Source organism: Campylobacter sp. 2018MI10, from assembly GCF_018501175.1.
In the GTDB taxonomy this organism is placed as follows: Bacteria; Campylobacterota; Campylobacteria; order Campylobacterales; family Campylobacteraceae; genus Campylobacter_E.
The window spans coordinates 12534-27017 of record NZ_JAHCZD010000004.1 but is presented as its reverse complement, the minus strand read 5'-3'; the positions used below and the strand labels follow the sequence as shown (position 1 = coordinate 27017).

At 29.5% G+C, this 14484-nt stretch carries 14 protein-coding genes; 13 read left to right on the top strand and 1 reads right to left on the bottom strand.

Annotated features, from left to right (window positions below; all coding sequences use genetic code 11):
- Positions 1–6: 6 nt before the first annotated feature.
- The 7 genes from guaB to KJR01_RS02735 are packed head-to-tail and all read left to right on the top strand — an operon-like array spanning position 7 to position 5565.
- Positions 7–1458: an IMP dehydrogenase gene (gene guaB / locus KJR01_RS02765; protein ID WP_214116842.1), complete on the top strand. Its 1452-nt coding sequence runs from the start codon at positions 7–9 to the stop codon at positions 1456–1458.
- The gene (locus KJR01_RS02760) at positions 1455–1682 is read left to right on the top strand and encodes an exodeoxyribonuclease VII small subunit (RefSeq protein WP_214116840.1); all 228 of its coding nucleotides are present in this window, start codon (positions 1455–1457) and stop codon (positions 1680–1682) included. Before guaB ends, KJR01_RS02760 begins: the two co-directional genes overlap by 4 nt.
- A complete protein-coding gene (locus KJR01_RS02755; RefSeq protein ID WP_250325112.1) occupies positions 1679–2467 on the top strand; it encodes a carbon-nitrogen hydrolase family protein in 789 nt (262 codons plus the stop codon). Before KJR01_RS02760 ends, KJR01_RS02755 begins: the two co-directional genes overlap by 4 nt.
- Positions 2442–3095: a HesA/MoeB/ThiF family protein gene (locus KJR01_RS02750; RefSeq protein ID WP_214116838.1), complete on the top strand. Its 654-nt coding sequence runs from the start codon at positions 2442–2444 to the stop codon at positions 3093–3095. Before KJR01_RS02755 ends, KJR01_RS02750 begins: the two co-directional genes overlap by 26 nt.
- Positions 3092–3931, top strand: a complete 840-nt coding sequence (locus tag KJR01_RS02745; protein ID WP_214116835.1) for a DMT family transporter — start codon at positions 3092–3094, stop codon at positions 3929–3931. The genes KJR01_RS02750 and KJR01_RS02745 overlap by 4 nt, the downstream gene beginning before the upstream one ends.
- A gap of 9 nt (positions 3932–3940) precedes the next feature.
- Entirely contained in the window at positions 3941–5245 is a 1305-nt protein-coding gene (murC, locus tag KJR01_RS02740; RefSeq protein WP_214116833.1) for a UDP-N-acetylmuramate--L-alanine ligase, read from the top strand.
- Positions 5242–5565 (top strand): hypothetical protein, encoded by a 324-nt coding sequence (locus tag KJR01_RS02735; protein WP_214116831.1) that lies wholly within the window; start codon positions 5242–5244, stop codon positions 5563–5565. The genes murC and KJR01_RS02735 overlap by 4 nt, the downstream gene beginning before the upstream one ends.
- Before the next feature lie 141 nt (positions 5566–5706).
- Here KJR01_RS02735 and fliK read toward each other — a convergent pair whose 3' ends face one another.
- Positions 5707–7344 (bottom strand): flagellar hook-length control protein FliK, encoded by a 1638-nt coding sequence (gene fliK, locus KJR01_RS02730; protein ID WP_214116829.1) that lies wholly within the window; start codon positions 7342–7344, stop codon positions 5707–5709.
- Positions 7345–7464: 120 nt separating this feature from the next.
- Here fliK and typA point away from each other — a divergent pair, with 120 nt between their 5' ends.
- From typA to KJR01_RS02700, 6 genes are all read left to right on the top strand, one after another.
- Positions 7465–9270, top strand: coding sequence for a translational GTPase TypA (gene typA, locus KJR01_RS02725; RefSeq protein WP_214116827.1), 1806 nt, complete (start codon positions 7465–7467; stop codon positions 9268–9270).
- Positions 9271–9384: 114 nt separating this feature from the next.
- Positions 9385–9651 (top strand): DUF448 domain-containing protein, encoded by a 267-nt coding sequence (locus KJR01_RS02720; protein ID WP_214116825.1) that lies wholly within the window; start codon positions 9385–9387, stop codon positions 9649–9651.
- Positions 9632–12307, top strand: coding sequence for a translation initiation factor IF-2 (gene infB / locus KJR01_RS02715; protein ID WP_214116823.1), 2676 nt, complete (start codon positions 9632–9634; stop codon positions 12305–12307). Before KJR01_RS02720 ends, infB begins: the two co-directional genes overlap by 20 nt.
- The gene (rbfA, locus tag KJR01_RS02710; protein WP_214116821.1) at positions 12307–12666 is read left to right on the top strand and encodes a 30S ribosome-binding factor RbfA; all 360 of its coding nucleotides are present in this window, start codon (positions 12307–12309) and stop codon (positions 12664–12666) included. Before infB ends, rbfA begins: the two co-directional genes overlap by 1 nt.
- A complete protein-coding gene (locus KJR01_RS02705) occupies positions 12667–13083 on the top strand; it encodes an LSm family protein (protein ID WP_214116819.1) in 417 nt (138 codons plus the stop codon). It begins immediately after the preceding gene.
- Positions 13084–13178: 95 nt separating this feature from the next.
- A complete protein-coding gene (locus KJR01_RS02700; protein WP_214116817.1) occupies positions 13179–14447 on the top strand; it encodes an MFS transporter in 1269 nt (422 codons plus the stop codon).
- Positions 14448–14484: the final 37 nt, after the last annotated feature.

The window sequence follows — 14484 nt, the reverse complement described above, 5'->3', positions numbered from 1 at the left end:
AATCCAGTGAATATTATTAAAAAAGCTCTAACATTTGAAGATGTATTATTGGTTCCGCAATATTCAGAAGTTTTACCAAAAGAAGTTGATATTAGCACAAAGCTTACTAAAAATATTAATTTAAATATGCCTTTAATTTCGGCTGCTATGGATACGGTTACAGAGCACAAGGCTGCAATAATGATGGCAAGGCTTGGTGGAATTGGAATAATTCATAAAAATATGGATATTGAAAGCCAAGTAAGAGAAATAATCAGGGTTAAAAAAAGTGAAAGTGGTATTATATATGACCCTGTTTATGTTAATACTAAAGCAAAGGTAAGTGATGCTTTAGCTATTATGAATGAATATAGTATTTCAGGTGTTCCTGTTGTAGATAATGATAAAAAATTATTAGGAATTTTAACTAATCGTGATTTGAGATTTGAGACTGATTTTTCAAAAATAGTTGATGAAGTAATGACAAAAATGCCTTTAATTACTGCTAAAAAAGGTTGCACCTTAGATGAAGCTGAAGTAATTTTTAGTAAAAATAAAATAGAAAAATTACCTTTAGTAGATGAGAGTAATACTCTTTGTGGTCTTATTACTATAAAGGATTTAAAAAAGCGTAAAGAATATCCAAATGCAAATAAGGATAAATTAGGAAGATTAGTAGTAGGTGCTGCTATTGGAGTAGGGCAACTTGATAGGGCTAGAGCTTTAGTAAATGCAGGTGTTGATGTCTTGGTTATGGATAGTGCTCACGGACATAGTAAAGGCATAATTGATACTTTAAAAGAAATCAAAAAAGAATTAAATATAGATGTAATAGTAGGCAATATCGCTAATCCTAAGGCGGTTAGGGATTTAGCATTAGCAGGAGCAGATGCTATAAAGGTTGGTATTGGACCAGGTAGTATTTGCACTACTCGTATAGTAAGTGGAGTTGGAGTGCCGCAAATTACTGCTATTAGTGATTGTGCTGAAGCTGCTAAAGAGTTTAATGTGCCTATAATTGCTGATGGTGGGATAAAGTATTCAGGAGATATTGCAAAGGCTCTTGCAGCAGGTGCAAGTAGTGTAATGATAGGCTCGCTTTTAGCAGGGACTGATGAAAGTCCAGGAGAATTTATCACATATCAAGGAAGACAATATAAATCGTATCGTGGTATGGGTAGCTTAGGGGCTATGGCAAAGGGTAGTTCTGATAGATATTTTCAAGAAGGAACAGCAAAAGAAAAGCTAGTGCCAGAAGGAATTGAAGGAAGAGTTCCACATACTGGAAGTATTAAAAATGTAGTGTTTCAATTACTTGGTGGTCTTAGAAGCTCAATGGGTTATAACGGAGCTATAAATATAAAAGATTTTCAAGAAAAAGCTGAATTTGTAGAAATTACTAGTGCAGGGCTTAAAGAAAGCCATGTTCATGATGTAACAATCACTGCAGAAGCACCAAATTATAAGGTAAATCAATGAAAAAAACTTACGAACAAATCTGTGAAATTTTAGATGAAAAATTAAAAATAATTGAAGATGAGCAAACGCCTTTATTTGATTTAGTAGATGCGTATAAAGATGGTATGAAACTAATAAACGAAGCTAGAGAATTATTAGATAAGGCTAGTAAAGATATTGAAGAATTTGAACAAACTAAACAAAATAATTCTTTAAGTATTGATACAGAAAGATTGCCATTTTGAAAATAGCAGCACTTCAACTAAGCACTCAGGCTTTAAGCAATGCAAGGCTTGATTATTATTTAAGGATTTGCGAGCAAAAAGATGTTAGGTTAGTAGCGTTAGGCGAGTATGTTTTAAATAATTTTTTTACTGAATTAAAGCAAATGCCAGTTGATTTAGTAAAAGAGCAAAGCAAGGTAAAACTAGAAGCCTTAAAAGAATATAGTGCTAAATATAATTTATGTATAGTTGCTCCTATAATTCTTAGCACTAATAAAGGTTTTAATAAAACTTGCTTAGTAGCAAATAAAGGTAAAATCAAATATATAAATCAGCAAGTTTTTATGCCGTATTCACATTGGAATGAAAAGGATTTTTTTATAAATTCAACAAAAGCTATTAAATTACATACTTTTAAATGTGATAATTTTAAAATAGGCGTTTTATTTGGCTATGAAATACATTTTGATGAGTTTTTTAAAAAGGCAAATGAATTAGATTTATTGATAATTCCTACGGCAAATACTTATAATTCAAATTCTAGATGGTGCGAACTTATTAAAATGAGAGCATTTTTAAATAATACTAATATTTTAAGAATAAATCGTATTGGTGTTAGCGAAGTAGATGAATTAGAGTGGAATTTTTATGGTAATAGTTTTTTATGCAATGCTTATGGAGATATAGTTCAAGAATTAAGCGACGCTGAAGAAGTATTAATTTCTGAAATTAGCAAACCTAGTGAAGCTGCTAAATTTTGGCAATTTAAGGAAGTAAGAAATGAAATCAACAAGCGACTTTTATGAAAGACAAACTTTATTATTAAAAGATAAGCAAAAGAATTTAGAAAACAAAGAAATCATAATAATAGGTGCAGGCGGTCTTGGCTCAAGTATAGCATACGCACTTGCTAGTAGTGGTATAAAGAGTATTAGTGTAGTTGATTTTGATATAGTTAGCTTTAGCAATATTCAAAGGCAAATTATGTTTAATTTTAACGATGAAGGTAAAGCTAAGGTTGATTGTTTTAATAAATTAAAAGAGCGTTCATTTTGTGATATAAAAACTTATAAAATGAGTGCGGCAGAATTTTTTGCTACTAAACCTAGTGCTGATTTGATTATGGATGCGACTGATAATTTATCAGTTAGAGCTGAAATTGATAATTACGCTAAAGCTAATAATATTCCTTGGATTTTTGCTAGTGTTGAAGAGTTTTTCATAAGTGCTAGTATTGTAAAAAATAAAAAAATAGCATTCAAAAATGAAATAAAAAGGATAAAACCCCAAGCAACTCCATTTGTTATGTTTAGTGCTACTTTTGCAAGTATTTTGGCATTAAAATATCTAGCAGGTTATGAAGTAAAACTTGATTATTTATATTATTTTGATTTTTCAAAAGATATTTTAAATCTTAATAAGTTTAATTTATGAACCATCAAGAAAAATCATTTTTTTTATTAATATTTGCTGTAGTTATCTGGGGAGCATCGTTTTTACCTACTAAGTGGGTATTAAACTATATAAATAGCTATGAATTATTATTTTATAGATTTTTATTAGCTTCTATTGTGTTTTTTTTCTTGGTGAAAAATGATATTTTAAAGCATTACAAAAATACTTATTTATACGGATTAATCACTGGTTTTTGTATGGCGTTTGCCTTTATTTTTCAAACCCAAGCACTAAGCTTTACTCAAAGCTCTAATGTGGCTTTTCTAACTGGTTTAGAAGGAATTATTGCTCCATTTTTATGCTTTTTTATAAGCAAAGCAAAGCTTAGTTTTAAGATATTTTTCCTAGCTTTACTTGCTTGTTTTGGTATGTTTTTATTTAGTGATGCGAATTTTGATAATTTTGGAAAAGGCGAATATTTAGCGATAATTTGTGCTGTGTTTTTTGCACTTTTAGTGGCTTTAAATGATAAATTTTTAAAATCAAATGATTTAAATACCTTTATATTTTTTCAATTTATAGGTAGCACGATAATGTATTTATTATCGGCTTTAATTTTTGCTGATTTAAGTCTAATTCCTATTTCAAATTCTAAGATTTTTATACTTATTTTAGTATCAGCATTGATATTTACAATATTTTGCTTTTTTGCTCAAAATTATGCTCAAAAGCACCTTCATCCAAGTAAAGTCGCATTGATTTTACTACTTGAGCCAATTTCGGCTGGAATTTTAGGAAGTTTTTATGGAGAAGTATTTACAATTTTACAATTATTAGGAGCAGGGTTAATTTTGATTGCTCTAGCATTTTCTTAAAGGATTTTTATGAAAAAAATATTTTTTATCGGTATTGGTGGCATTGGTCTTAGTGCGTTGGCTAGATTTTTAAATGAGCGTGGAATTAGTGTTTTAGGAAGCGATGTTTATGAGAGTGAATTAGTAAAAGAATTAAGAGCAGAAGGAATTGCGGTTTTTATAGGTCATAGTGCATCAAATTTAAGCAACGATATTGATTTAGTAGTGCATTCAGCAGTAATTCGTGAAAACAATCCTGAAATAAAAAAAGCAAAAGAACTAGGCATAAAAGTTCTATCAAGAAAAGAAGCCTTGCCACTTATTTTAGAAAACAAAATGCTTTTTGCAGTTGCAGGTGCACACGGTAAAAGCACTACAAGTAGTATCCTAGCAAATATTTTGCAAAGCTCTTTTATAATCGGTGCAGTGGATAAAAGAGCTGGTAAAAATATGGTGTATAAAACTAGTGAAAAATTAGTTTTTGAAGCTGATGAGAGTGATAGTTCGTTTTTGAATTTAAATCCTGCTTTAAGTATAGTAACTAATGCTGAACCTGAACATTTAGAGCATTATAACCACGATTTAAACGCTTTTTATAAAGCTTATACAGACTTTTTAAAACAAAGCAAAATTAGAGTAATTAATGCTGAAGATGAGTTTTTAGCTACAATTGATTTAGATTGTGAAAGACTAGTGCCTAGCGAAGATATTAAAAACTTAGAATTTGAAGTTAAGGATTATTTGCCTTTTATATCTTTTGATTTAAGAGATTTTGGTCGTTTTAGCGTGCAAGGTCATAGCGAATGTATAGCTATTGATACTGCTTTAGCAATACTTGCTGCTAGGTGTGTTGGGCTAAGCCTAAGTGAGATTAAGCAAAATTTAAAAGATTTTTGTGGTATTAAAAAGCGTTTTGATGTTTTATATGCTAGTAAGGATTTTGTAATAATTGATGATTACGCTCATCATCCAACCGAAGTAAGAGAGACTAAAAAAGGCATATTTTCTTATGCAAAAGCACTAAATTTAGATGATACTATAGCGATTTGGCAACCGCATAAATACACAAGATTGCTTGATAATTTAGAAGGTTTTAAAACTTGTTTTGAAGGTTTTTCAAAGTTATTTATTTTGCCTGTTTATAGTGCTAATGAAGATGAAATTAAAATTGATTTAGCTAAGCATTTTCCTAATGCTTGTTTCATAGACGATATAAAAAGAGTTGATAATTCTTTAAAATTATTTAGTAATTTAGGAGAAATTACTTTAGATAAAGGCGTAGTGGTTGGATTTAACGCAGGTGATTTGACCTATAAATTAAGGGGCTTAAAATGATTAGATTTGCAATATTTTTAATATTGTTTTTTGCATTAATTGGTGTTTGCATTTATTATAAAAATCATTTTAATTCTAAGCTTTATGTGGCTGTTATTTCATTAATAGTTGTTACTTTTATAGTTGGTTTTATATACACTAGCCTAGATAATTCAAGTGGAGCTTTAAAGCAAGAGATTTTAAATATTTATAATTCAGGTAAGGATTTAGATTGTCAAGGTATAAAAATCAATATCAAAACTCACGGATTTAACAACGGAACTTCAGTATTTATAGATAATACTAACAATCAAAAAATAGATATGTTTATTTGTAAATAATTTTAAGAATTTAATTAAAGCCTAAATAATAAAGGCTTTAATTATTTTAACTATCTTTAAAATATATTTTAGCAGCAAAGCTTACTGCTAAAATTATCATTGAACTTATTAATAAAATTGAAACCAACATTTTTTACCCCTTTAAAAATATCTATAAAGCACAGCATTAATTCCGCTTGGCATATCGCTTGTGCTTTCTAATTCTTCAATTTCTTCATATTTTTTACGAGCTTTTTGCTGCTCTTGATGATTTGAACCTTCTTTTTTATCTCCAAAATTCATAGCAAGACCCGTAAAGCCCATATTTACAAGGCTATTTTTAAATTCTTGCTGATTTGCTATGAAAAGATTTAAAGTATTTGCATTGTTTGAATTAAGATTTATATGTAAGTTATTACCCCTTGCAATCATAGTAACATTAACTTCTCCTAATTCTTTAGGATTTAAATTAATGCTAACTTTATGGCTTGGAGCTTTGAATTTTTCTATTTCTTCCTTAAAATCTCTTGTAAAATTATCAATTACTAATTTAGTTTGTTCTTTACTAAGTTCTTTATTAGGATTTAAAAAATCAACTTTAAGATTTTGTGGTAGATTTAGCTTTTCTTTATTATCTTGAGTTTGGCTTGAGTTTTCATCTAAATTATCTTGCAAATTTTCTTCTACTATATTTATTTCAGGTAGAATTTTATTTTCATTTTCTTTTGTTTCTTGGGTTTGAATTTGAGTTTTATTTGCTTGAATTTGTATATCTTTTATATCATTTTTAATTGTGTTTGGAGTGATTTTAGGACTTTGTGTTTCTATATCTTTTGAAACGATTTTAAATGCTTCTTCTTTTATATCTTTAGTTTGTTTTTTATCATCATTTGCAATTTTGCTTAATAACTCATTTAAAGCTCCAGTTTTTAGAGTTTTTTCAGCGTTTATAATAGGTTCGTTTGTATTATTAGATACAATTTTTTCACTTTTTACTGATAATAAACTTTCTAAATTTGGTTTTTTAATTTCAGTATTTTTTAAATTCTCTTCAATTTTTGTATTTTTGTTTAATGCGTGTGAGAAGAAATTTTGCTCATATAATTTAGGATATGGTTTAGCAAAAATTTGCTCGTTATATTCATTATTTTTAATTTTTTCATAAGTTATATTGCTAAGCCCTAATTTATGCTCTTTTGCAAGTTCTACTAATGAATGAACGCTATTTGTATTTGCAAAACTTTCTAAACTAGCTTTATTATTAACAATATTTTTTAAGTTAAAAAAATCATTTAATTTTACATTTTTTTTATCTTGCTTTAATATGTCTAAAAAATCTAAAATCTGAACGAAATTCAAATCATCTAAAAGTTCTTTTCCATATTCAACATCTTCCATAGAAGTCTTAATATCTTGCATAATTTCAGCATCACTTATTTGCAATCTTTTAGGTAAAAATTCATTCATTTCTTTTGCATTTTGCACTATTTTTGATACTTTATCTTGTAGAGTTTTTGGATTTTGTAAAAGACTTGCTAATAAATTTGGCTCTTGTTTGCTTGTTTTTTCATTTAATAAAGTTGAAGCTAGATTTATATTACTAAATTGTTTTACATCTTTATTTTTTATTTCATTTTTTGCTTTAAATACATTTTGCATTACCAATAAATTTTTAGTATCTTTTACATCGGTTTGATTAAATAATAAATCAGCAAAACCTTCTCCGCCAGACTTTTTAGAGCCTTTACCTTTTTTAGAATTTAGATTTTTTACATCTTGTAAAATTAATAAATCTTTCATAATAATCCTTGTTTAAAACTTAATGGGATTTAGCAAAATTCGTTCCAAGTTTTTGTGATTTCATATTTAAAAATTAACCTAAATTAATTAAACTTTTACTTTAAAATCAAGGAGAAAACATTGAGTATTAGAAATATAGCAGTAATCGCACACGTTGATCATGGTAAGACTACAATGGTTGATCAGTTATTAAAACAATCAGGAACATTTAGCGAAAGAGACCAAGTTGATGAACGCGTTATGGATAGTAATGATATTGAAAAAGAGCGTGGAATTACAATTCTTTCAAAAAACACAGCAATTAATTATAAAGGCACAAAAATTAACATAATTGATACTCCAGGCCACGCAGATTTTGGTGGAGAAGTTGAGCGTGTTTTAAAGATGATTGATGGGGTTTTATTAATTGTTGATGCTCAAGAAGGTGTTATGCCACAAACTAAATTCGTTGTTAAAAAAGCATTAGCATTAGGTCTTAGACCAATAGTTGTGGTAAATAAAATAGACAAAGCTGCAGCTGAACCTGATAGGGTAATTAATGAAGTATTTGACCTTTTTGCTGCACTTGATGCAACTGATGAGCAATTAGATTTCCCTGTAATTTATGCAATTGGAAAAGAAGGTATTGCAAAAAATGAATTAGATGATGATAGTAAGGATATGCAACCTTTATTTGACAAGATAATTGAGCATGTTCCAGCACCAAGTGGTAGTAATGAAAATCCTTTACAATTACAAGTATTTACATTAGGTTATGATAACTTCGTTGGTAAAATTGGAATTGCTAGAATTTTCAATGGAACAATTTCAAAAAATCAAAATGTAATGTTAGCTAAGGCTGATGGGACAAAACACACAGGAAGAATTTCAAAACTAATTGGATTTTTAGGTTTAGAAAAAATGGATATTGATAGTGCTAGCACAGGAGATATCGTAGCAATTGCAGGTTTTGATGCTTTAGATGTTGGAGATAGCGTAGTTGATCCTAGCAATCCTATGCCACTTGACCCACTGCATATAGAAGAACCTACTTTAAGCGTTGTATTTAGCGTAAATGATGGACCTTTAGCAGGAACTGAAGGAAAGCATGTTACAAGTAATAAAATCGCTGAAAGATTAGAAAGCGAAATGAAGACAAATATCGCTATGAAATATGAAAATATTGGCGAAGGTAAGTTTAAAGTAAGCGGTCGTGGTGAATTACAAATTACGATTTTAGCTGAAAATATGAGAAGAGAAGGTTTTGAGTTTTGTCTTGGACGCCCTGAAGTTATCGTAAAAATTGAAAATGGAGTTAAAACAGAGCCTTTTGAAAATCTAGTTATTGATGTTCCTGATGAGTTTAGTGGAACGGTTATTGAAAAGCTTGGAAGAAGAAGAGCTGAGATGAAAAGTATGGTTCCAACAGGAGATGGACAAACTAGACTTGAGTTTGAAATTCCTGCTCGTGGGCTAATTGGATTTAGAAGTCAGTTTTTAACAGATACAAAAGGTGAAGGTATAATGAATCATAGTTTTATGGAATTTAGACCTTTTGTTGGTAGTGTTGAAAAACGCCAAAACGGAGCATTAGTGAGTATGGAAAATGGTGTTGCATTAGCTTATTCATTATGGAATCTTCAAGATAGAGGTGTTTTATTTATAGACCCTCAAGCAAAAACTTATGTTGGTATGATTATAGGCGAGCATAGCCGTCCGAATGACCTTGATGTAAATCCTATAAAAGGTAAAAACCTAACCAATGTTCGTGCTAGTGGTAGTGATGATGCTATTAAATTAGTTCCACCTAGAAAACCTACTTTAGAGCGTGCTATGGAGTGGATTGAAGAAGATGAATTAGTAGAAGTAACTCCAATTAATATTCGTATTAGAAAGCGTTATTTAGACCCAACTCTAAGACGCCGTATGGAAAAATCTAAATCTTAATTTTTATTCTTTCTATTCTAAATCTTTTAAAGAATTTAGAATAGAAAATTAAAATGTTTGAAAATAAAGCTTTTAAGACTTCTGTTAAGCAAAAACAATTAAAATTAAAAGATTATGAAAAAAGCAAAACCTATTAGAATGTGTATTATTTGCAAGATTAGAAAAAATCAAACTGATTTAAAGCGTTTTCAAGTGTCTTTAAATGAAGTTTTATTTCAATTTAATAGCGGTAGAAGTATGTATTTATGTGATGAATGCCTTAAAAAAGATGATAGTGATTTTTTAAAGTCTTTGCAAAAAGTTATAAAAATTAATATAGATAAAAAAGAACTTGCTAGTAAATTAAAAGAAAGGTTTTTAAATGGCGAATATAAAAATTAGTGAAATAGCAGCGGAATTAGGTTATCAAAATAAAGAAACTTTAGAAAAAATTAATGAATTAGGATTTGATTATAAATCACCTCAAAAAGCTGTAAGTGAAGATGTAGCAGCAGCAATATATGAGTATTTAAAAAATGGAACAATTCAACAAATTTTAAAAGATGAAGTTGCAAAATCAAGTAAAAGTGCCAAAAAATCTAGTACAAAATCAACTACTTCTAAAACAACAAAAAGTAAAACTGAAAAAGCTGAAAAAAGTACAAAGACTGAAAAGATTGAAAAAACAAAAAAAGCTGAAAGCAAACAAAAAGAAATTCTTAAAGAAGAAACCAAAGAAGATAAACAAGAAACTAAAGAAGAAAAAATAGTAGAAGAAAAAATCACTAAGGTAGAAGTTAAAGAAGAAATGAAAAGCAAAGAAATAGCAAAAGAAGAATTAGTGCAAGAAGAACCTGTAAGTCTTGCAAGAAGTGGGCTTGAAAAACGCCGTGGCTTAGTAATCATTAAGAAGAAAAATGCAGCAAAAGAAGAAGTTAAAGAAGAGGTTAAGCCTAAAGCTCAATCAAAAGAGCCCGTATCGTTTGCTTCAATATTTAGCACAGATGAAAGCTTAAAAAAGAAAAAAGCTAAAAAAATAGTTCCAGCAGCAAGAAAAGAAAGTTCATCTAAGATGGATTTTGATACTAATTTTGCAGAGATTAATGATGATGAAGATGATGTTGTGGTTATGCCTGATTTTTCATTTAATGAAAGAAAAGAAGATATTGAAAAGCCTGCAAAGGCACAAACTTCATTAAGAAGTGCATTTAATAACCAAATCAATCAATTTACAAATACTTCAATAGCAAGGTCTCGCCGTAAAAAATCAAAAGCATATAAAAAAGAACAAAGTAGCGAAGAAATTACAAGTATTAAAATTCCTAAAGAAATAAGACTTTATGAATTAGCAGAGAAGTTAGGTAAAAAAGATAGCGAATTAATCTCAAAATTATTTATGCAAGGAATGATGACTACTAAAAATGATTTCTTAGATGAAGAAACTATTGAGATTTTAGGACTTGAGTTTGGAATTGAAATAAGCTTTTTTGATGAGACTGCACAATTTGATTATGTTGCTGATTATGAAGAAAATCAAGAAGAATTAAAAGATATTAAAGTTCCTGTTGTAACAATTATGGGTCATGTTGATCATGGTAAGACAAGTTTGCTTGATTATATTAGAAATAGTCGTGTAGCAAGTGGCGAAGCAGGTGGAATTACTCAGCACGTTGGTGCTTATATGGTTAATAAAAATGGTAAAAATATAACCTTTATTGATACTCCAGGTCACGAAGCATTTTCGGCGATGAGAGCTAGGGGTGCTAGTGTTACTGATATAGTAATTATTGTTGTTGCAGCTGATGATGGTGTAAAACCACAAACAAAAGAAGCAATTTCGCATGCAAAAGCAGCGGGTGTTCCAATCATCATCGCTGTTAATAAAATAGATAAAGAAGCAGCAAACCCTGATAGAGTTAAAACTCAATTAGCAGAGCTTGATATTATGCCAACTGAGTGGGGTGGAAGTTATGAATTCGTTCATATTAGTGCTTTAAAGGGAACTGGAATTGAAGATTTACTTGAAATTATCTTATTACAAGCTGAAATTTTAGAGCTTAAAGCAAATAAGAATACAGCTGCAAAAGCAAATATAGTTGAAAGTTCTTTACAAAAAGGTCGTGGTGTAGTAACTACTGTGATTATGGAAAATGGAACGCTAAGAGTAGGAGATACCGTTGTAGCAGGCATTGCTTATGGTAGGGTAAAAAGCATTACAGATAGCAAAGGTAACGCATTAAAAGAGATTTTACCAGGCGAGTGCGGTGTAATTATGGGTCTTAATGAAATTCCTGATGCAGGTGAGACATTAATTAGTGTTGCGACTGATAAAGAAGCAAGAGATTACGCACAAAAACGCCACGAATATTTAAGACAAAAAGAATTAAGCAAATCAACAAAAGTAAGCCTTGATGAATTAAGTGCAAAAATTAAAGAAGGGAATTTAAAATCATTACCTGTTATTTTAAAAGCCGATGTAGGTGGAACATTAGAAGCTATTAGAGGAAGTCTTGAAAAGCTTTCAAATGATGAGGTAAAAGTTGATATTGTTTTAGGTGGTGTTGGTGGAATATCTCAAGGAGATATTGCTTTAGCACAAGCTAGCGGTGGTGTTATAGTTGGCTTTAATGTTCGTCCAACAGGGGATATTAAGGAAAAAGCAAAAGAAGCTAAGGTTGAGATTAAAACATATAATGTAATTTACAATCTAATTGATGAAATTAAGGCTATTTTAGGTGGTTTAATGAGTCCTATTATTAGCGAAGAGCAACTTGGACAAGCTGAAATTAGACAAGTAATCAATGTGCCAAAAGTAGGACAAATAGCAGGATGTATGGTAACTGATGGAAGCATAGTAAGAGGGGCTAAAATCCGTGTTATTCGTGAAGGTGTTGTAGTGTTTGAAGGAGAGATTAGCTCACTTAAACGCTTTAAAGACGACGCTAGAGAAGTTAGCAAAGGTTATGAATGTGGTGTTGGTATCGTTGGATTTAACGATATGAGAGAAGGCGATTTTATAGAAAGTTATAAAGAAGTTCAAAGTAAGGCTAGTTTATAATGAATGATAAAGCACAAATAAAACGCCTAAGAACACAAAGTTTGCTAAAGGAATTAGTAGGAGAAGCTTTAGCAAACTTAGATGATCCTTTATTAAGCGGTCTATTGGTAAATGATGTAGATTGCAAAAAGGGTCGTTATGACGCTTTTATATATTTAGATAAAATGTCACTTACAAAAGATGAACAAAATTTAGTTCTTTCTAAGCTAAAAAGAGTTAGTAAAGTATTGCAAGCTCATTGCTTAGGAGCGCTTGGTATGTATAGATGTCCAAATTTTCATTTTAGGTTTGACGATAGTTTAGATAAAATTAATAGAATAGAAGAATTATTTAAGCAAATTAATAAGGAAAAGAAATAAATGGAGCTAGAGAATTTAGCTAAACAGCTTAATTTAGTGATTTATGATACTGAATTAGCAAAAGAAGGCAATAACTTTATTTATAGAATTTTCATCTTAAAAGATGGAGAAAATAAATCAGTTAGCCTTGATGATTGCGAGCAATTTAGTAGATTGATTTCTCCTATACTTGATTTAAATCCACCTACAGATGAAAAATACTTTTTAGAAGTAAGCTCTCCTGGACTTGAAAGAAAGCTTACTAAAATAGAGCATTTTAAACTTAGTATAGGTGAGATACTAAAAATTAAAACTAAAGAAAAAGAAGAAATTATCTCAAAATTACTTAGTGCTGATGATGAAAAAATCACTTTAGAAGATGGCACAATTTTAAACTACGCAGATATTAAATCTACAAAAACTTATATCTATTGGTAAGGCAAAGCCTTACCTATATACTCTTACTCAAATTAATAATCATTAACAAAATCAAAATTAGAAATAAAAAAAACAAAGAAATTTAAAGGAATTTGATGAAAACTATTACAAAAAAAGATACAAAAACCTTAGCATTAAGTGCATTAGGTGGGACATTAGAATTTTATGATTTTATTATATTTGCATTATTTACTCCGTATTTTACACATCATTTTTTTCCAAAAGAGCTTGATGAGAGTATAAAATTATTAAATACTTATGGAGCTTTTGCTGCAGGGTATTTAGCTCGTCCATTAGGTGGAGTTATAATGGCACATTTTGGCGATAAGTTTGGTAGGAAAAATATGTTTTTATTAAGCATTATTTTAATGGTAATTCCTACATTTATTTTTGCGATTATGCCTACTTATGAGCAAATTGGCTATTTTGCTATTGCTATTTTATTAGCTATTAGATTAGTTCAAGGCGTTGCGATTGGTGGAGAGTTACCTGGTGCTTGGGCTTTTATATATGAGCATAGTCCTGATAATAAAAAGGCATTATTTTTAGGAGTTTTAACTAGTGGGGTTTGTGGTGGTATTACTTTAGGAGCTTTAAGTGCGTTATTGCTTCAACTAAATTTCACAGAAGATGAAATAAAAGATTATGCGTATAGAATTCCTTTCTTAATCGGTGGTATTTTTGGTCTAATTAGCATTTATCTTAGAAGATTTTTGCAAGAAACTCCTATTTTTAAGCAACTTCAAGCTGAAAAGCAATTAAGCGATTTTCCTATAAAATCAGTCATTAAAGATTATAAAATGGAAATAATTTTATCAATGTTTTTAACTATTGTTCTTACTGCTTGTGTTTTAGTATTTTTAATAATGATGCCTAATTTTATGAAAGGTATTTTAAATATCAATCCTGCTTTAAATACTAGCTTGCAAATTATTGCTAGTGTTAGTATGATGATTGGACTTGTTGTTTGCGGGGCATTGGCTGATAGATTTAAAGCTAGTTTAATTTGCAAATTTTTTGCTATTTTATTAGTTTTTACTAGCACTATGTATTTTTATTCTTTATATGTTTTAAAGGATTTTGCTTCAACTTGTATATTTTATTTTGCTTCGGCGTTTTTTGGTGGTATTGTTAATTTTACATCATTATTTATGTGTAGGCTTTATAAGGCTAGTATTAGATATACAGGCATAGGATTTTCTTATAATTTAGCTTATGCAATAGCAGGATTTTTAACTCCAATTATCGTAGTTCAATCACACGGAAAATTTGATATTGGTAGTGGATATTACATTATTTTCATATGCTTAATGGCTTTTTTAAATTCTGTATTTTTTGACAAAATTATGAAAAATAAAAAATAAAGAATTTGATTTTAAGATAAACTCTAAAAATTTTTAG